The following is a 17516-nucleotide window of genomic DNA, read 5'->3' as shown; positions in this document are numbered from 1 at the left end:
ACGAATCAACCCAGGAAAATCTTCATGTCTACGATCGACTCGATCGGCTTTATCGGCGTCGGCGTGATGGGCGAGCCGATGTGCCGCCATCTCGCCAGCAAGAGCGGTGCCCGTGTCAGCGCGTGCGACCGCGATCCGGAGCCGCTGCACAGGCTCGCCGCGCACGGTGTGCGCGAGGCCACGCTGGCCGAGATTGCGGCGCAAGCGGATGTCATCTTTCTGTCGCTGCCCTCGGGCGAGGTCGTGGAAAGCGTGGTGCTGGGCGCCGGCGGACTGCTGGAGCACAGCCGCGCGGGACAGGTGGTCGTGGACCTGAGCACCTCGCCCAGGGACACAGCAAAGAAGGTGGCCGCGGCGCTGGCCGAGCGCGGTGTGCGCTTTGCCGATGCGCCGGTCATGCGCACGCGCGCCGCCGCCGAGGCCGGCACGCTGGCGGTACCGGTGGGCGCCGAGGACGAGGTGTTCGCCCGGATCGAGCCGCTGATCCGCATGTTCGCCGCGGACGTCATCCATGCCGGCGGCGTGGGCGCTGGCCAGGTGGTGAAGATCCTGAACAACATGGTGCTGTACGAAACCGTGCTGGCGCTGGCCGAGGCGCGCGCCATCGGCGCCCGGGCCGGGGTGGATCCGCAGCGGCTGTTCGCGGCCCTGTCGGTGGGATCCGCCGACAGCTTCGCGCTGCGCAACCACGGCATGAAAGCCATCGCGCCGCTGGACTTTCCCGAGCGCGCCTTTCCGGTGACCTATGCCCGCAAGGACCTGATGTATGCGGCCGCGCTGGGCGACCAGGTGGGGGTGAACGCCACCGGCGCCAAAAACCTGATCGCCTGCTTCGATGCGGCCATTGCCGCCGGCCACGGCGACAAGTACGCGCCGGCGATCAGCCTTGTCTTCGAAGGGCAGACCTGACAGCAGGAGGCACCATGCGCGCCGACGATACCGACGCCATTCCCACCTATGAGGTGTTCGCGCTGCGCTATGCGTCGATGGACAGGACCCGCACGGCGAACTTCCTGCAGCGGGACGAGCACGACGGGCCGATGCCGATGGATTTCTTCGTGTGGCTGCTGAAGGGCGCTGACCGCAATATCCTGGTCGATACCGGCTTCAACGAAGCGGCCGCGCGGCAGCGCAGGCGCACGCTGGACTGCTGCCCCATCGACTCGCTGCGCCTGCTCGACGTGGAACCGGCCTCGATCCGGGACGTGGTGCTGACCCATCTGCATTACGACCACGCGGGCAATATCGACAAGCTGCCGTCCGCGGTCTTCCACGTGCAGGACGCGGAGTTGGAGTACGCCACCGGCCGCTGCATGTGTCATGGCGTGATGCGCCATGCCTACTCGGTGGAGGATGTGGTGCACCTCGTGCGGCGCGTCTATGCGGATCGCGTGCGGTTTCACCGGGGCGACGAGGCGCTATGTCCCGGCGTCGAACTCGTCCATATCGGCGGCCATACGAAGGGCCTGCAGGCGGTGCGGGTGCATACGCGGCGCGGCTGGGTCGTGCTGGCGTCGGACGCCAGCCACTACTACGCCAACATGGACGAGGGCAATCCCTTCCCCATCGTCTACAACGTCGCCGAGATGCTGGACGGCCACCGCAGATGCGTGGAACACGCCGATTCCCCTGGGCACGTGGTGCCGGGGCATGACCCGCTGGTGCTGCGCAAATACCCGGTGCTGCCGGGATTGCCCATCCAGGTCGCATGCCTGCACGAGATGCCCGTCGACTGAGTCCTAGCCCGCCTGGCGGGCCTTCCCTTTCGTCCTGGGCTTCTCGGGTGCGGCGGCGAGTTCAGGCCATTGCCCGCCCAGCGATGCCGTGGCGCGCTGCGCGGCCGTCAGCAGCAGACCGGTCATGCGCTGCACGGCCAGTTCGGAAAAGCGCTCCAGCGGACCGGACAGCGACAGCGCCCCCAGCAGCGTGTTGGCCGGGCCGAACACCGGGCTCGAGATGGCCCCGCACAGTGGATCGCGCTCGCCGAACGAGGTGAACACGAGCTGGGCGTCGCCCTCGGTGGGACCGCCTTTTTCATACGCGCGCAAGACCTTGCCGGGCGCGCCCTTGTGCAGCGGCAAGACGTCGCCCACCCGCACGCGGTCCAGCGTCGAATGCGACGAATCGATCCGGAACAGGCACATGCGCGTGTCCGTGCCGTGCTGCACGTGAAACGACGGGCTCTCCGTGCCCTGTGTCACCAGCCATTCCATCACTGGCTGGATCGCTTCCTTCAGCCCCAGGCTGGTCTCGAACGTGCGGCCGAACAGGAAGGCCAGCGGCCCGAGCGCATAGCGCTTGTCCGAGCGGTGCACCACGAGACCGCTGCGCTCCAGCGACGCCAGGAGCCGCAGCAACGTGCTCTTGTACATGCCGGTGAGCCGCGCGAGGTCGGCCAGCGACAGCGGCGTGCCGGCCTGCGCGAGCGCGGTGGCAATCGCCAGCGCACGGTCGACCGCGGCAACGCCGTCGGTCTGGGCAGCGGGAAGTTCGGTGGTGATCTGGGGCATAGGCAATGGTGAGGGGATTCGCCGCCGTGGGCGGGTTCGGCCTGAATTCTAACGTCTGGCGTTCGCGGGGCCCCGGCGTGCCTGTCCGGAACGCTCGTTCCGCCGCGGTTCCTGCGACGTGCAAGCGCCGAGAGTGCCGGGGGAAGAAGGTGCAAGTACCGCGCCGCGCGAATTCTCCTTGACCGAATTTGGGTGCCTACGTATTCTACGTGAAAGAACAAAAGTTCTGGTCGATAGAACGTCGAAAGTAGAGCCAAGCTGCTGCGCCGTTCCGCTCACCGGGCACAAGGAGACAACCGATGCGCCTGACTCACGCTTTCCGTGCCGCGGCCGCCGGCGCGGCCGTCGCGCTTGCCTTTGCCGGCAACGCCGCCCACGCCGATACCTATCCCGCCCGGCCAGTGAAGTTCCTGGTCGGCTTTGCTCCCGGCAGCTCTATCGACCTGGTGGCGCGCATCGTCGCCACGCACCTGAACGGCAAGCTGGGCCAGCCGGTGGTCGTCGAGAACCGGCCGGGCTCCAACGGCATGATCGCCGCGGCGGCGCTTGCCAATGCGGAGCCAGATGGCCATACGGTGCTGATCAGCAACTCCAGCACCATCACGGTCAATCCGCTGCTGTACCAGCAAATGCGCTACGACGTGCAGCGCGATTTCGCGCCGGTGTCGCTGATCGTCTCGGTGCCGTTCATCCTGACGACCAACCCGGAGAGCGAGAAGACGCGCGCGGTGAACTCGGTGGCCGACCTGATGAAGCTGGCCAGAAGCAAGCCGGACGGCCTGTCCTATGGCTCGGCCGGCGCCGGCAACCTGACCCAGCTCAGCTTCGAGCTGCTCAACACCATGGCCGGCGTGAAGATGGTCCACGTGCCCTACAAGGGCTCGGCCGCCGCGCAGATCGGCCTGCTCGGCAAGGAAGTCGACGCGGCCTTCGACAACCCCGCCGCCATGCCGCAGATCAAGGCGGGCAAGCTGCGCGCCATCGCGGTGTCCTCCGCGCAGCGCTGGCCGGACCTGCCCAATGTCCCGAGCGTGGCCGAGCAGGGCTATGCCGGCTACGACATCTCGTTCTGGGTCGGCGCCTTCGTGCCGGCGAAAACGCCGCCCGCCACCGTCAAGGCATTGCACGAAGCCATCCTCGCCGCCGGCGAGGACCCGGCCACCAAGGCGCTGCTGCGCCAGCAGGGAAACATCCTGCTGCTCGGTCCGCAGCCGTTCGCCGCGAAGATCAAGGCCGAAACGGCGCAGTACGCCGAGATCATCAAGCGCTCCGGCATCCGGCTGGACTGAAGCGGCACGCCCTGCGCACAGCGGCCGCGCCCGCGGGGCGGCATGACACACCGACGATGGAAGACAAAAGCATGACGTGGCAGAACGAGCTGGACGAACTCGCCTTGCGCAGGACACTGGCGCAGCGGATGGGCGGCGAGGAGAAGATACGCAGGCACCGCGAGCAGGGCCGGCTGCCGGTGCGCGAGCGCATCGCGCAACTGGTGGATGCGGATTCCACGGTGGAAGTCGGCGGCCTCGCCGGCACCGGCGAGTACGACGGGAACGGCAAGCTGGTCGACTTCACGCCATCGAACTTCCTGATGGCGCGCGCGCAGATCGACGGCCGTCCGGTGGTGGTGGTTGGGGACGACTTCACCGTGCGCGGCGGTGCCAACGACGGCGCGGTTGGCGACAAGCTGATCGTGGCCGAACAGATGGCACACGACCTGCGCATGCCGATCATCCGCCTGGTCGATGGCACCGGTGGCGGCGGCTCGGTCAAGAACATCGAGATCAAAGGCCACACGCTGCTGCCCAAGCTCAAGGCCTGGCCCTATATCGCCCGCAACCTCGCCACCGTGCCGGTGGTCGGCATGGGCCTGGGCTCGGTGGCCGGCATGGGCGCCGCACGCGTGGCCGCCAGCCACTACTCGCTGATGGTGCGCGACACCTCGCAGCTCTTTGTCGCGGGACCGCCGGTGGTGGCGCGCACCGGGCAGGAGCTGTCGAAGAACGAGCTGGGCGGCAGCCATATCCATACGCGCAACGGCGTGGTGGACGACGAGGTGGGCAGCGAGGCCGAGGGCTTCGCGCGCGCTCGCCGCTTCCTGTCGTACCTGCCGTCGTCGATCCACGAGCCGGCCCCGCGCAGCGAGGGCGAGCGCGATGCCCTGGCGGACCAGCTCGCATTGCGCCGCGCGATTCCGGCCAATCCGCGCAGCGTCTACAAGGTGCGCGCGATCGTGGAGACGCTGGTCGATACCGGCTCCTTCATGGAGATCGGCCGGCACTGGGGCAAGGCCATCGCGGCCGGCCTGGCGCGCATCGACGGCTGGCCCGTGGTGCTGATCGCGAGCGACCCCTATCACTACGGCGGGGCCTGGGACCGGCAGACGGCCGAAAAGTACATGCGCATGGTGGACCTGGCCGAGCTGTTCCGCCTGCCCGTCGTCAATCTGGTCGACGTGCCGGGCTTTCGTATCGGGCTGGAGGCCGAGCAGGAGGGCGTGATGCGCGCCGGTGTGCGCGCGCTGACCGCCATCGCACAGACCACGGTGCCGTGGTGCTCGGTGATCCTGCGCAAGGCATTCGGCGTCGCGGGGGGCGGGCACCAGAACGCGGACCGCTTCAATTTCCGCTATGCGTGGCCGTCCGCGCAGTGGGGCTCGCTGCCGGTCGAGGGCGGGCTCGAAGTCGCCTACAAGGCCGAGATCGCGGCGGCCGCCGATCCCGCCGCGGCGCGGGACCGGATCGAGGCGCGGGTACGCGCGCTGACCTCGCCGTTCCGCAGCGCCGAGGCCTTCGTGGTCGAGGACATCATCGATCCGGCCGATACGAGACGGCTGCTTGTCGAATTCGTCCGCATCGCCGCGCCGCTGCGGCAGGCAAGCCGCGGTGCGTTCGGCTACCGGCCGTGACACCGCACGCCTTCCAATTTCCCCGCACTGAAAGGAGACCAAGTTGCCTTCCATCGAATCGCAAGTCGCCGGCCGCGTGGTCGCGGTCCACGTCAAGCCGGGCGATGCCGTATCGTCCGGCACCGCGGTGATCACCGTGGAGTCCATGAAGATGGAGATTCCGCTCGAGGCCGAGGCCGACGGCGTGGTGGCGCAGGTGCTGGTGGCCGAAGGCGACGACGTGGCCGAGGGCCAGGCCGCCGTCGTGCTGCGCTGATGCGGACGGTGGAGAGCGCCATGCAGGGGGCGGACAACAACATTGCAAGCCAGGTCGCAGGGGACGCGCAGCGCCATCTGGCGATCGCGGCGCGCGAGGCGGCCGGCGCGGCTGACCTGCCGGGCGGCGCCGACCGCGCCATCCGGCGAATCGGCGTAGTCGGCGCCGGCACGATGGGCACAGGCATCGCCATGACGTTCGCCAGCGCGGGCTATCCGGTGACGCTGGTGGAGACCGGGGAGCAGGCGCTGGAACGCGGCCTGCAGACCATACGCCGCAACTACGCCGGCACCGTGGCCAAGGGCAAGCTCGATGCCGGCGAGATGGAGGCGCGCATCGGGCGCATCCGCGGCGCTACCTCGCTCGATGCGCTAGCCGACAGCGACCTGATCGTCGAGGCCGTCTTCGAGGACATGGAGGTCAAGCGCGCGGTGTTCGAGCGCCTGGACCGCATCGCGAGGCCGGGCGCGATCCTGGCCTCCAATACATCGCGACTCGATATCGATGCCATCGCGCGAATGACTTCGCGCCCGGCCGACGTGCTTGGCCTGCACTTCTTCAGCCCCGCGCATGTAATGAAGCTGCTGGAAGTGGTGCGCGGCGTGGCCACCGCGCCCGAGGTAATCCGCACGTCCATGCGTATCGCGCGCGAGGTCGGCAAGGTGGCGGTGCTGGTGGGCGTCTGCGATGGGTTCGTCGGCAACCGCATGGTCAGCCCCTACACGCGCGAGGCGCACTTCCTGCTGGAGGAAGGCGCGTCGCCGCAGCAGGTGGATCAGGCGCTCGAGCGCTTTGGCATGGCGATGGGGCCGCTGCGCATGGGCGACCTGGCGGGACTGGACATCAGCTGGGCCGCACGCAAGCGCCAGGCGCCGACGCGGCCGGCGCACCTGCGCTACTGCCGCGTGGCCGACCGCCTGTGCGAGTCCGGCCGACTCGGCCAGAAGACCGGCGCGGGCTTCTATCGCTACGAGCCGGGGAGCCGGGTGCCGATTCCCGACCCGGAGGTCGAGCGCATCATCGAAGCGTGCGCGGCGCAGTCCGGCATCGCGCGTGCGCCCGTCACCGACGAGGAGATCGTCGAGCGCACGATCTACGCGCTGGTCAACGAAGGCGCGCGGATTCTCGAAGAGGGCATTGCCCGGCGCGGCGGCGACATCGACCTGATCTACGTCAACGGCTACGGCTTTCCGGCCGCGCGCGGCGGCCCGATGTTCCACGCCGACACCGTGGGCCTCGACAGGGTGCTGGAGCGCATCCGCGCCTTCCACCGCCAGCACGGCGAACTGTGGACCCCCGCGCCGCTGCTGGAGAGGCTGGTGGCGGAGCGGCGGCCGATTTCCACCTACCAGGCGGTGCGCTGAGCGCGCCATTCCCGACAGCATGCAAGGAGCGGTCATGCAGACCCATGCCGGCGCGCGTGCGCCCAGCGGCCCGGAGGCCGAGTATTTCGCCCATCTCGACCAGGGCCGTTTCCTGATCCAGCGCTGCGGCGGTTGCCGCGCGCATGTGTTCTTTCCGCGCGCGGTGTGTCCGCATTGCGGCGCGACGCGGCTCGACTGGGTGGCGCCCAGCGGCAGGGGCACCGTGTATTCGTTCAGCGTCATCGCCGGCAGGCCGGGGGTCAGCAGCGACTACAACGTGGCGTTGGTCGATCTGGAGGAAGGTGTGAGGCTGATGTCGCGGGTAGAGGGCGTGCCGCCGGCGCTGGTGCGCATCGGGATGCCGGTGCAGGCCCAGGTGCGGGTCACCGACGGCAAAGGCATGGTGGTGTTTCTGGCCGGAGGCGAAGCATGACATTGCGGGACTTGCGCGGCTCGGTGGCCATCGTGGGCGTGGGCCAGGCCGGTATCGGAGAGGCGCACGGCTTTACCGCCATGGAGATCCTGGCGCAGGCGAGCGCCGGGGCCGTGGCGGACGCCGGCATGACGATGCGCGATATCGACGGCCTGGCCACGTGCAGCTCATCGGCCACGATGTGGAGCATGCCCACCGCCGAATACCTCGGCCTGCGCCCGCGCTTCATCGACAGCACGATGCTCGGCGGCTCCAGCTTTATCGCGCAGATCATGCCCGCGATGCTGGCGCTGGCCAGCGGCCAGTGCAATGCGGTGCTGGTGTGCTATGGCAGCACGCAGAAGACCGGCGCGGTCAACCGCAAGGGCATGGTCGACATGTGGCGGCAGATCGATCCGCAGCCGTACGAGCATCCCTATGCGCCGTTGCAACCGATCACCTCGTATGCGCTGGCCGCGCAGCGCCACATGCACCAGTTCGGCACCACGCGCACGCAACTCGCGGAAGTGGCCGTGGCCGCGCGCGAATGGGCGCGCCGCAATCCCGAGGCGGCGGCGCGCGAGCCATTGTCGATCGACGACGTGCTGAACGCGCGCATGGTGTCGTCGCCGCTGACGGTGCGCGACTGCTGCCTCGTCACGGACGGCGGGGGCGCCTTCGTCATGGTGCGCGCCGACCGCGCCCGCGATTGCCCGCGGCCGCCGGCCTATGTGCTGGGCAATGCCACGGCCGTGTGGAACCGGCAGATCTCGTCGATGCACGACCTCACGGTGACCGCCGCCAGCGAGTCCGGCGCCAGGGCCTTCGCGATGGCGGGCGTGCGGCCAGACGACGTGGATGTGGTCGGCCTCTATGACGCCTTCACCATCAACACCATCCTGTTTCTCGAGGACCTCGGCTTCTGTCCCAAGGGCGAGGGCGGGCGCTTCGTCGAGGGCGGCGCCATCGCCCCCGGCGGCCGCCTGCCCGTCAATACCAACGGCGGCGGGCTCTCCTGCGTCCATCCCGGCATGTATGGCGTGTTCCTGGTGATCGAAGCCGTGCGGCAGTTGCGCGGCGAATGCGGCGAGCGGCAGGTGCCGGGCGCCGAGATTGCGCTGGCCCATGGCAACGGCGGCACGCTGTCGAGCCAGTCCACCGTGATCCTGGGCACCGGAGCGACGCGATGAGCGCGGCGCGTGCGGAGGCGGGCCATGCTCGATAAGACCATGCGGGATGCGCACGAGGCGGTGCGCGACGTGTTCGACGGCGCCACCATCATGATCGGCGGCTTCGGCATCTCGGGCGTGCCTACGGAACTGGTGCGCGCGCTGCTGGAGCAGGGGGCCACCGGGCTGACCATCGTCAACAACAACGCCGGCAACGGCAGGCTGGGGCTGAGCGAGCTGATCGAGGCGGGGCGCGTGCGCAAGATGATCTGTTCGTTCGCGCGCTCGTCGAATCCGCTGGAGCCGAATGCGGTGGCCTTCGCCGAGGCCTATCGCGCCGGCCGCATCGAGCTCGAATGCGTGCCGCAGGGCACCATGGCCGAGCGCATGCGCGCCGCCGGCTCCGGCCTCGGTCCGTTCTACACGCCAACCTCGTATGGCACGACGCTCGCCGAAGGCAAGGAAACGCGTGTGATCGACGGCAAGGGCTATGTGCTGGAGCACCCGCTGCCCGGCGACTTCGCCTTCGTCAAGGCACAGCAGGCCGACCGCTGGGGCAACCTGACCTTCCGCTATGCGGAGCGCAACTTCGGCCCGGTGATGTGCATGGCGGCGGCCACGGCGGTGGCGCAGGTCGACGAGATCGTGCCGCTGGGCGCGCTGCCGCCCGAACATGTGATGACGTCGGGCATTTTCGTGCAGCGGGTGGTGCAGGTGCGGAGGGGGCAATGACGCAGGCCGGAGCGATCCCCTGGCGCGCGCAGACGCGCGCCGAGATGGCGGCCCGCGTGGCCGCCGATATTCCCGAGGGCGCCTATGTGAACCTGGGCATCGGCATGCCGACGCTGGTGTCGCGGCATCTGCCCCCGGGGCGCGACGTCATCCTGCACAGCGAGAACGGCATCGTCGGCATGGGCCCGGCGCCGGCCTCGGGCGTCGTCGATCCCAGCCTCGTCAACGCGAGCAAGGAGCCGGTGACGCTGCTGTCCGGCGCCTCCATCACCGACCACGTGACCTCGTTCGCGATGATGCGCGGCGGCCATATCGACCTGACGGTGCTGGGCGCGTTCCAGGTGTCGCGCAACGGCGACCTGGCCAACTGGGATACCGGGGTCGCGGGCTCGATACCCGCGGTCGGCGGCGCGATGGACCTGGTCGCGGGCGCCAGGCGCGTCCATGTGCTGATGGAACACCGCACCCGCGACGGCCGGCCCAAGATCGTCGAAGCATGCACCTATCCGCTGACCGGAATGGGCGTGGTCGATCGCATCTATACCGACGTCGCGACCATCGACGTCGCCGACGGCGCGCTGCGCGTCATCTGGATCGTCGATGGGCTGAGCTTCGCCGCGTTGCAGGCGATGACGGGCGCGCCACTCGATGACGCGCTCGGGACATAGCCAGCGGGGCTCGCCACCGCCAACCACCAGTCGGAACACGATACCGACGCATAGAGGAGAGAGGGAATGAAGGGAAGTCGATGGAGCGCCGGTCTGCTGGCCGGCGCGGCGATGCTGTGCGCGTCGGGCGCGAACGCGCAGGGCGAGCCGCCGTATCCGGCCAAGCCGGTCAGCATCGTGGTGCCATACGCCGCCGGCGGCGCCACCGATGTCATTGCTCGCCTGATCGGCGAGAAGCTCGGCGCCGCGTGGAAGCAGCCCGTGGTGGTGGTCAACCGCCCGGGGGCGGGCACGGTGCTCGGCGCGGGGCAGGTGGCCAAGCAACCGGGCGACGGCTATACCCTCTACATGACCACGGCCGCGCACACCATCAGCGCGAGCCTGTACAAGTCGCTGCCCTACGATCCGCTCAAGGACTTCGCGCCGATCAATCTCGCATCGGTGGTGCCGCTGGTGCTGGTGGTCAGCCCCACGGTCCAGGCCCGGGACCTCCAGGAACTGCTGGCGCTCGCCAGATCGAAGCCCGGCATGACCTACGCCTCGCCCGGCAACGGATCGCCGCAGCACCTGACCGGCGCGCTGCTCAAGGCCAAGGCCAATGTCGAACTGACGCACGTGCCGTACAAGGGCGACGCGCCGATGCTGACCGACCTGATGGCCGGGCAGGTGCAGATGGCCTTTGTGACGCTGTCGTCCGCGCTGCCGCCGCTCAAGGCCGGCAAGGTCCGCGCGATTGCGCTGGCCCATTCGAAGCGCGCGCAGGCGCTGCCCGATGTGCCCACCTTCGCGCAGTCCGGCATGCCGGGCTTCCAGGCGGCGACGTGGTTCGGGCTGTTCGCCCCGGCCAGCATGCCGGCCGCGCTGCAGCAGAAGATCAACCAGGATGTGACCCGCGTGGTCGCCGAGCCGGAACTGAGCGCGAAGCTGGTCGAGATGGGGGGCGACGTAACCAACGCCGGACCCAAGGAGTTCGCGGCCTTCATCCGCACCGAGACGAAGAACTGGGGCGAGGCGGTGCGGCTGTCGGGGGCGCAGGTGGACTGACCCGGGCTGGAAGTCGTTCACGCGGCGCAAGCCCCCCGCCGGGCGGCAGTGCGCCGGCCGGCGCTCACCTAGGCGGCGGCGGTGGGGCACCGCGCTCGCGGTAGTCCGGCAGGTCCGCCGCCCCGGCGGGCACGGGATTGCGCTTCAGGTCCGCGATCAGGTCGTTCATCTCGCCGATCTCCTTCACCTGGGCACGGATGATGCCGTCGGCCAGTTCGCGCACGCGCGGATCGCGGATGTGGGCGCGCTCGCTGGTCATGATGGCAATGGAGTGGTGCGGGATCATCGCCTTCATATACGAGACGTCGTCGACCGTCTGCTGGCTTCGCACCAGCCAGAGGGCGCCGGCGAACACCGCGATGCTCGCGGCGAAGATCGCCATGTTGACGCGGCGGCTCTTGTACATGGCCCTCATGTACAAGAGCATGACCACGGCCATGGCCGCGCCCATCAGCAGGGCCATCCACACCCGGGTCTGGCTGAACCTCACATGATCCAGGGCATACGTGTTGAGGTACATCAGGCCGTACATCACGATCGTCGACGTGGCGATCATGGCGGCGAAACGGCCATAGCTCATGCTCATGGACGTATGCGGTTGCGTCTGCATGGCGCGTCTCCTGTCTTGGCACTACCGGACCGGTTCGTCCCGCAAGTTGTGTTCCACCGCGCCACGCTGTCTCTGCCCGCCTTCTGCGTCATTGAGATGGGCGCGGCGATGGCGCACTGCGACTGCGTCGGCACGTGGGATCTTTCCGCGTCCGCTACGAATCTCGGCATGCGGCGGGCTCCGCACCGGTGGACCGCGGCGAGTGTGCTTTCTTACCGGCCGTTGTAACTCCTTAGGGCTCGGCGCGGGTCGTAGCGCCGGTGGGATGCCGGTATCGCCTCGCCCGCTGGGCATGGACCTCGGGCAGGGCGCATGCGATTGGCAGGCACGCAATCTGCGGCGGCACCGGAACATTCCGGCCGCGGCTTAACCGCGGCCGTCCGCGTTTCGCTGTGCCCCACGGCCCCACCATCGCGGTCTATTGCGCGCTGATGCTGTTCCAGGGGCAGGGCGCATGACCTTCAACGCAACATGATCGGAGCAAGCATATGAAAGCAGTCGTGTTTCATGGCATCGGCGATATCCGCCTGGACGACGTCCCCGAGCCCACCATCGAGCAGGATACCGATGCCATCGTGCGCCTTACCTCCAGCGCCATCTGCGGCACCGACCTGCATTTCGTGCGGGGCACGATGGAAGGACTCGAGCCGGGCACCATCCTCGGCCACGAAGGCGTGGGCATTGTCGAGCAGATCGGCCCGGGGGTGCGCAACCTCAATGTCGGCGACCGTGTGGTCATTCCGTCCACCATCGCCTGCGGCTACTGTTCTTACTGCCGCGCGGGCTACTACGCACAGTGCGACAACGCCAACCCGAACGGAAAGCAGGCTGGTACGTCGTTCTATGGCGGCCCCAAGACGACCGGACCCTTCCACGGACTGCAGGCGGAAAAGGCGCGAGTCCCGTTCGCGCACGTGAATCTGGTCAAACTGCCGGACAGCGTGACCGACGAGCAGGCCATCATGCTCTCGGACATCTTCCCGACCGGCTACTTCGGTGCGGATATCGCGGACATTCATGCCGGCCACACGGTGGCGGTGTTCGGATGCGGACCGGTGGGCCAGTTCGCGATCGCCTCCGCGAAGCTTATGCATGCGGGTCGGATCATCGCCGTGGACGCGGTGCCGGACCGTCTCGCCATGGCGCGCTCGCAAGGCGCCGAGACCGTGAACTTCGATGAGGAAGACCCGGTGGAGACGATACAGCGGCTGACCGGCGGCATTGGCGTGGACCGGGCCATCGACGCGGTGGGAGTCGATGCCGTCCATGCGCATCACGGTCCGGCCGCGGAGGACCCGTCGGTCAAGGAGCAGGAGCAGGTCACCGCCAGCATCGCGCCCCATGCACGTCCCGACGGCGCCAACTGGGTCCCGGGCGACGCCCCGGCCCAGGCGCTGGATTGGGCGGTGCGCGCACTGGCCAAGGCCGGCACGCTATCGATCATCGGCGTCTACCCGCCGACCGACAAGGTCTTCCCCATCGGCGCGGCGATGAACAAGAACCTGACCATCCGGATGGGCAACTGCAATCACCGCGCGTACGTGCCCAAGTTGGTGGAACTGGTGCGGGCGGGCGTGATCGACCCCGTCGCCATCCTCACGCGCAGCGAACCGCTGACCGGCGCCCTCGACGCCTACAAGGCATTCGACACGCGGCAGCCGGGCTGGATCAAGGTGGAACTCAATCCGGGGCAGCAGTAGCGGCCGGCAGTCAGTCCCGCCTCGCGGACACGCGTGGCGCTCCTCCAGCTCGCGCAGCGCCCTGGTCAGCGCGCTCTGGCTGCCTCACGCAGGCGCTGCGTCAGACCCTGCAGGACCCGCAGGTCAGGACTTCGATCGGGGGCCACCGGCGCCGAGGTCGCCGGCATCGAGGGGTTCGGCAATGCCCAGCGCTGCTACCAGGCGGAGATCGCGCGGGTCCGCACCGCGGCTGACGATATACTTCCCCGCCTTGCACCGGCGCGTGCGAGACCGAGGAAATCCCCATGATCGTGCGTGACCGCCCGTCCGGACTCAGGCTGTTCCTGATCCTGCGCGGCTCCATCCTGAATCGCATCCGGGCCGTGCTGCTCGTCAACGTGCTGGTGGCCATCGCCGTCACCATCACCCACGGTGCGCTGTTCGAACTGAAGATTACGCTGACGGCCATCCCGTTCACGCTGATCGGCCTGCCGCTGGCGATCTTTCTGGGCTTTCGCAACACCGCGGCCTACGACCGGTATTGGGAAGGCCGCAAGCTGTGGGGCGAGCTGGTCTTTCGCAGCCAGAACCTGGCGCGCCAGTGCCGCAGCCTGATCTCGGCCTCCCGGCCCGCCAGCGCGGAGCTCGGTCTGGACGATGTACGGGTGCGCATGATCTCGCGCGCTATCGTCCATGCCTACGCGCTGCGCGACCGGCTGCGCGGCCAGCCATCCGGCGCGGCGCCCGATCCGGCGCTGCTGCCGCTGCTGTCCACGGCGGAATGGGAGGCAATGGCCCGGAGCAGCAATCCGCCCGCCACGCTGCTGCTGCGCATGGGCGACGATCTTGCCGAATGCGTCGCCACCGGCCGCATCGACGGCTGCCGTGCGACATCGCTCGACGACACCTTCAGCGCGATGGCCGCGGCGGCCGCGGCCTGCGACCGCATTCGCACCACGCCGATCCCGTTCTCCTACACGCTGCTGCTGCATCGCACGGCCTACCTGTACTGCTTCCTGTTGCCGTTCGGGTTGGTCGACACCATCGGCTTCATGACGCCCTTCGTCGTCGGCATCGTCGCCTACACCTTCTTCGGCCTCGACGCGCTCGGAGACGAGATCGAGGAGCCGTTCGGCACCAGCGCCAACGATCTGCCGCTGGACGCCATCTGCCGCAATATCGAGATCGGCCTGAAGGAGGCGATCGACCATCCGGATATTCCGGCGCCGCTGGCGCCGGTGGGGTATTGCCTGCTGTAGGACTACGGCCTGAGCGCCGGATGCTTCAGCGCATGTGCGCTCTCGGCCAGATGCATCCGGTAGCTGCGTTCGTCGCGCTCCAGACCGAGTTCGCCATGGCGATAGGCCATGGCCAGGGCCAGGATGGATTCGGGGTGGTCGCGCTCGGCGGCCGCCTCGTACCACGCCACCGCGCGCGCTTCGTCGCGGGCGACCCCCGCGCCGTCGCGATATGCGTTGGCGAGCATGAACATCGCATGCGGGATGCCGGCCTCCGCGGCGGCGGTGAACGAGCGTGCGGCGGCGGCGGGATCGGGCGTGCGCCCATAGCCGCCGCGCTGGAGCAATCCAAGGTAGTAGGCCGCGCCGGCGTGGCCGGCTGCGGCGGCGATGCCGAGGTGGCGCCATGCCGCCGGCAGCTCCGGGGCTGCCGCAGGCGCTGCGCCAGCGGATGCGGGGCCACCGAGAAACGCGGCCTTGCCCAGCACGAAATGCGCGCCGGCATCGCCCCGTTCGGCGGCCTGCCACAACCATCGTTGTCCTTCGGCATGCTGTTGCGCGCCGGGGCGCGACCACAGTGCCTCACCCAGCGCGGCCTGGGCCGCGGTTTCGCCGGCCAGGGCAGCCGCACGCAGGGCGGCGAGCGCGGCATCGTCCTCGGCGGCGATGGCCACGTTGCGCCACTGCGCCAGCTGCACGCGGCGCGCTTCGCTCTGCTCGCGCCACGCGGCGGTGCCGGCCACGCCCGCGGTCGCCAGCGCGATCGCCAGCAGCGCCACGGGCAGCAGCGGATGCATCCGGCGCCGGCGGGACCGCGCGGCCGTGTCCGCCGCCATCGCGTTTTCCTTGGCCATCATGGCGCTCCCCTCAGCCATTGAGGTCGATGACGTATTGCGACAGGTTCTTGCCGCTGCCGTCGTCCGCCTTGTCCAGCGTGATATTCGTCAGTCCCGCCGCCTGCGCCTGCGACAGCTGGCCGGCGGCCGAGCTGAACACGACCTTGCCGGCGGTGGCCACCCTGGTGAAGCTCCAGCTGCGCGCCGCGCCATTGGCCGCGCGGGTGATCGCGCCCGCCTTCTTGATATAGGCGATCAGCACGTCGCGGTTGGCATCGGGCGAGGCATAGACGGTCTTGCTGCCATCGAGACCCGGGAAGTTGCCGCCGCCGCTGGCGCGATAGTTGTTGGTCGCGACGATGAATTCCTGCGCCGCCGACAACGGCGTGCCCTGGTAGGTCAGGTTCCGGATGCGGCTGCCCGCGGGCTGCGTCACGTCGATTTCGTAGCGCAGGTCTGGCGTGGTGAACATATCGAAGTTGTAGCCCGGGAAGCTGCCGATCAGCTGCTGGTCGGCGGTCGCGGACGGGCTGATCTGGTTGAAGCGGCGCGCAGCCGTTTCCAGCCAGGCCTTGATGTCGTCGCCGTTGACCTTCACCGCGTACACGGTGTTCGGGTACAGGTACAGATCGGCGGCGTTGTTGATGGCCAGATCGCCGGCCTGCACGTCGGTGTAGTCGCTGCCGCCCCCGAAGCCGCTCTTGAACGGCGCCGACACCGACAGTACCGGCAGCGAGGCCAGGGCGGGCAGGTTGGCCACGATGTAGTCCTTCACATACTGCGCCTGCGCCTGGTTGACGATCTGGATCGCGCCCGGATCGCCGACGTCGGCGAAGTAGCTGGTCATGCGGTAGTCGGTGGTGCCGATCGGCGTCTTCACATAGGCGATGGTGGCCTGGTGCTCGGCTTCGATGGCGGCGGCGACGGCCGGGTCCGGCGCAACGTAGCTCTTGTCCGCGTTCTGGATCGAGCGCGCCTGCACCACGGTGCCACTGGGATCGACGACCCAGCGCGTGCCGTTGTAGGCCAGCTGCAGCTTGATCACGCCCAGGTGCTTGCCCCAGTAGTTGGCCATCACGGTGGGCACCCCGTTGACCAGGCCCTTTGCCTTGTCGACTCCCGGCAGGCTGAATTGCGCCGCCGTGCTGTTTGCGTCGGGGAAGACCTGGTGCGAATGACCGATCAGCATGGCATCGACACCCGGCACTTTCGACAGGTGCCAGCTCGCGTTCTCCATCGCCGGCGAGTACGGCGAGGCATCGAGCCCGCCGTGCGAGATGACCACGACCAGGTCGGCGCCCTTGGCGCGCATCTCCGGCACGTACTGCTCCGCGGCCTCTTTCGCGCTCACGGTGTAGACCTTGCCATCGAGCCAGCGCTTGTCCCAGCTCATGATGGCCGGCGGCGCGAAGCCGATGATGCCGATCCTGACCGGCGCGGTGACGGCCTTGCCGTCCGGAGCCGTCGCGCTGATCTGCCGCGTCACGATGGCGTAGGGCTGGAACAGCGGCGCGCGCGTCTTCACGCTGTGCACGTTCGCCAGCACCTGCGGAAACGTCGGGCCGGCGCACGGGGTCTGGGCGGCCGGCTCGGGCAGCCCGTCGACGTTGAAGCGGTTGCCGGTGACCTGATTGAGGAAGGGCAGCCCGTAGTTGAACTCGTGGTTGCCGATGCCGCCGCCGTCGAAGCCGGCGGCGTTCATCACCTTGTACATGGCGAGCGTGTCGCCGCAGGCCAGCGGGCTGACCTGCGCCTGGTAGTCGGCCAGGGCGGTGCCCTGGATGGTGTCGCCGTTGTCGAGCAGCACGGTGTTGGGAAACTCGGCGCGCGCCTGCCTGATCAGCGTGGCGACGCGCTCGAAGCCCATCGACTGGTCCTCGGCCAGCTTGAAGTAGTCGTAGCTGCGCACATTGCTGTGCAGATCGGTGGTTTCCAGCAAGGCCAGGGTGGCCGTGGTGCCGGCGGCGACCTCCGCCGGCGGGGTGGGCGTGGGGCCTGGCTGGTCGTCGGAGCCGCAGGCGGCGAGCAGCACTGCCGTCGCCATGGTTGCCAGTCTGGAGAAAGAGAGTAGGGCATGCGGCATGGTGCGG

Annotated in this window: 17 protein-coding genes; 13 read left to right on the top strand and 4 right to left on the bottom strand. The window is 68.8% G+C overall.

Features of this window, described 5'->3' with window-relative positions:
• Window positions 1-24 precede the first annotated feature (24 nt).
• Both LDO27_RS03240 and LDO27_RS03235 read left to right on the top strand, forming a co-directional pair.
• Window positions 25-909: an NAD(P)-dependent oxidoreductase gene (locus LDO27_RS03240; RefSeq protein ID WP_224039620.1), complete on the top strand. Its 885-nt coding sequence runs from the start codon at window positions 25-27 to the stop codon at window positions 907-909.
• A gap of 14 nt (window positions 910-923) precedes the next feature.
• Complete coding sequence (locus LDO27_RS03235; RefSeq protein ID WP_224039618.1) at window positions 924-1736, top strand: N-acyl homoserine lactonase family protein; 813 nt, start codon at window positions 924-926, stop codon at window positions 1734-1736.
• A 3-nt stretch (window positions 1737-1739) separates the two neighbouring features.
• Here the strand turns inward: LDO27_RS03235 and LDO27_RS03230 are convergent, their stop codons facing one another.
• On the bottom strand, window positions 1740-2510 hold the full coding sequence (locus LDO27_RS03230; RefSeq protein WP_222206521.1) for an IclR family transcriptional regulator: 771 nt from the start codon (window positions 2508-2510) through the stop codon (window positions 1740-1742).
• A gap of 299 nt (window positions 2511-2809) precedes the next feature.
• On the opposite strand from LDO27_RS03230, the gene LDO27_RS03225 reads away from it, so the two are divergent.
• From LDO27_RS03225 to LDO27_RS03185, 9 genes are all read left to right on the top strand, one after another.
• A complete protein-coding gene (locus LDO27_RS03225; RefSeq protein WP_224039616.1) occupies window positions 2810-3799 on the top strand; it encodes a Bug family tripartite tricarboxylate transporter substrate binding protein in 990 nt (329 codons plus the stop codon).
• Window positions 3800-3870: 71 nt separating this feature from the next.
• Complete coding sequence (locus LDO27_RS03220) at window positions 3871-5418, top strand: acyl-CoA carboxylase subunit beta (RefSeq protein WP_224039614.1); 1548 nt, start codon at window positions 3871-3873, stop codon at window positions 5416-5418.
• 43 nt (window positions 5419-5461) lie between these two features.
• Window positions 5462-5674 carry an acetyl-CoA carboxylase biotin carboxyl carrier protein subunit gene (locus LDO27_RS03215; protein WP_222206514.1) on the top strand — a complete coding sequence of 71 codons (213 nt, stop codon included), beginning with the start codon at window positions 5462-5464 and terminating at the stop codon, window positions 5672-5674.
• 20 nt (window positions 5675-5694) lie between these two features.
• Complete coding sequence (locus LDO27_RS03210; protein WP_377747338.1) at window positions 5695-7038, top strand: 3-hydroxyacyl-CoA dehydrogenase; 1344 nt, start codon at window positions 5695-5697, stop codon at window positions 7036-7038.
• A 34-nt stretch (window positions 7039-7072) separates the two neighbouring features.
• Window positions 7073-7471 carry a Zn-ribbon domain-containing OB-fold protein gene (locus LDO27_RS03205; RefSeq protein WP_222206508.1) on the top strand — a complete coding sequence of 133 codons (399 nt, stop codon included), beginning with the start codon at window positions 7073-7075 and terminating at the stop codon, window positions 7469-7471.
• Window positions 7468-8640 carry a thiolase gene (locus tag LDO27_RS03200; RefSeq protein ID WP_224039612.1) on the top strand — a complete coding sequence of 391 codons (1173 nt, stop codon included), beginning with the start codon at window positions 7468-7470 and terminating at the stop codon, window positions 8638-8640. The genes LDO27_RS03205 and LDO27_RS03200 overlap by 4 nt, the downstream gene beginning before the upstream one ends.
• A gap of 24 nt (window positions 8641-8664) precedes the next feature.
• On the top strand, window positions 8665-9351 hold the full coding sequence (locus tag LDO27_RS03195; protein WP_224039610.1) for a 3-oxoacid CoA-transferase subunit A: 687 nt from the start codon (window positions 8665-8667) through the stop codon (window positions 9349-9351).
• Window positions 9348-10019, top strand: coding sequence for a 3-oxoacid CoA-transferase subunit B (locus LDO27_RS03190; protein ID WP_224039608.1), 672 nt, complete (start codon window positions 9348-9350; stop codon window positions 10017-10019). Before LDO27_RS03195 ends, LDO27_RS03190 begins: the two co-directional genes overlap by 4 nt.
• A gap of 66 nt (window positions 10020-10085) precedes the next feature.
• Window positions 10086-11063: a tripartite tricarboxylate transporter substrate binding protein gene (locus LDO27_RS03185; protein ID WP_224039606.1), complete on the top strand. Its 978-nt coding sequence runs from the start codon at window positions 10086-10088 to the stop codon at window positions 11061-11063.
• A gap of 64 nt (window positions 11064-11127) precedes the next feature.
• Here LDO27_RS03185 and LDO27_RS03180 read toward each other — a convergent pair whose 3' ends face one another.
• A complete protein-coding gene (locus LDO27_RS03180) occupies window positions 11128-11673 on the bottom strand; it encodes a DUF305 domain-containing protein (protein WP_224039604.1) in 546 nt (181 codons plus the stop codon).
• Between the two features lie 488 nt (window positions 11674-12161).
• Between LDO27_RS03180 and LDO27_RS03175 the strand changes: the two genes are divergently transcribed.
• Together LDO27_RS03175 and LDO27_RS03170 are read left to right on the top strand one after the other, a co-directional pair.
• Window positions 12162-13373 (top strand): zinc-dependent alcohol dehydrogenase, encoded by a 1212-nt coding sequence (locus tag LDO27_RS03175; RefSeq protein WP_224039602.1) that lies wholly within the window; start codon window positions 12162-12164, stop codon window positions 13371-13373.
• Between the two features lie 284 nt (window positions 13374-13657).
• Entirely contained in the window at window positions 13658-14611 is a 954-nt protein-coding gene (locus LDO27_RS03170) for a bestrophin family protein (protein ID WP_224039600.1), read from the top strand.
• Window positions 14612-14613: 2 nt separating this feature from the next.
• Here LDO27_RS03170 and LDO27_RS03165 read toward each other — a convergent pair whose 3' ends face one another.
• Window positions 14614-15447: a tetratricopeptide repeat protein gene (locus tag LDO27_RS03165; RefSeq protein WP_224039598.1), complete on the bottom strand. Its 834-nt coding sequence runs from the start codon at window positions 15445-15447 to the stop codon at window positions 14614-14616.
• 10 nt (window positions 15448-15457) lie between these two features.
• The gene (locus LDO27_RS03160; protein ID WP_224039596.1) at window positions 15458-17509 is read right to left on the bottom strand and encodes a bifunctional 2',3'-cyclic-nucleotide 2'-phosphodiesterase/3'-nucleotidase; all 2052 of its coding nucleotides are present in this window, start codon (window positions 17507-17509) and stop codon (window positions 15458-15460) included.
• Between the last annotated feature and the right edge of the window lie 7 nt (window positions 17510-17516).

This window comes from Cupriavidus respiraculi (assembly GCF_914271545.1).
GTDB lineage: Bacteria > Pseudomonadota > Gammaproteobacteria > Burkholderiales > Burkholderiaceae > Cupriavidus > Cupriavidus respiraculi.
The sequence above is the reverse complement of the archived record's forward strand: the minus strand, read 5'-3'. Positions and strand labels throughout refer to the sequence as shown.

What these genes read in the sequence shown, in the direction of transcription:
- LDO27_RS03240 (WP_224039620.1), top strand. Translation starts at nt 25, where the DNA reads ATGTCTACGATCGACTCGATCGGCTTTATCGGCGTCGGCGTGATGGGC.
- LDO27_RS03235 (WP_224039618.1), top strand. Translation starts at nt 924, where the DNA reads ATGCGCGCCGACGATACCGACGCCATTCCCACCTATGAGGTGTTCGCG.
- LDO27_RS03230 (WP_222206521.1), bottom strand. Translation starts at nt 2,510, where the DNA reads ATGCCCCAGATCACCACCGAACTTCCCGCTGCCCAGACCGACGGCGTT.
- LDO27_RS03225 (WP_224039616.1), top strand. Translation starts at nt 2,810, where the DNA reads ATGCGCCTGACTCACGCTTTCCGTGCCGCGGCCGCCGGCGCGGCCGTC.
- LDO27_RS03220 (WP_224039614.1), top strand. Translation starts at nt 3,871, where the DNA reads ATGACGTGGCAGAACGAGCTGGACGAACTCGCCTTGCGCAGGACACTG.
- LDO27_RS03210 (WP_377747338.1), top strand. Translation starts at nt 5,695, where the DNA reads ATGCAGGGGGCGGACAACAACATTGCAAGCCAGGTCGCAGGGGACGCG.
- LDO27_RS03205 (WP_222206508.1), top strand. Translation starts at nt 7,073, where the DNA reads ATGCAGACCCATGCCGGCGCGCGTGCGCCCAGCGGCCCGGAGGCCGAG.
- LDO27_RS03200 (WP_224039612.1), top strand. Translation starts at nt 7,468, where the DNA reads ATGACATTGCGGGACTTGCGCGGCTCGGTGGCCATCGTGGGCGTGGGC.
- LDO27_RS03195 (WP_224039610.1), top strand. Translation starts at nt 8,665, where the DNA reads ATGCTCGATAAGACCATGCGGGATGCGCACGAGGCGGTGCGCGACGTG.
- LDO27_RS03190 (WP_224039608.1), top strand. Translation starts at nt 9,348, where the DNA reads ATGACGCAGGCCGGAGCGATCCCCTGGCGCGCGCAGACGCGCGCCGAG.
- LDO27_RS03185 (WP_224039606.1), top strand. Translation starts at nt 10,086, where the DNA reads ATGAAGGGAAGTCGATGGAGCGCCGGTCTGCTGGCCGGCGCGGCGATG.
- LDO27_RS03180 (WP_224039604.1), bottom strand. Translation starts at nt 11,673, where the DNA reads ATGCAGACGCAACCGCATACGTCCATGAGCATGAGCTATGGCCGTTTC.
- LDO27_RS03175 (WP_224039602.1), top strand. Translation starts at nt 12,162, where the DNA reads ATGAAAGCAGTCGTGTTTCATGGCATCGGCGATATCCGCCTGGACGAC.
- LDO27_RS03170 (WP_224039600.1), top strand. Translation starts at nt 13,658, where the DNA reads ATGATCGTGCGTGACCGCCCGTCCGGACTCAGGCTGTTCCTGATCCTG.
- LDO27_RS03165 (WP_224039598.1), bottom strand. Translation starts at nt 15,447, where the DNA reads ATGATGGCCAAGGAAAACGCGATGGCGGCGGACACGGCCGCGCGGTCC.
- LDO27_RS03160 (WP_224039596.1), bottom strand. Translation starts at nt 17,509, where the DNA reads ATGCCGCATGCCCTACTCTCTTTCTCCAGACTGGCAACCATGGCGACG.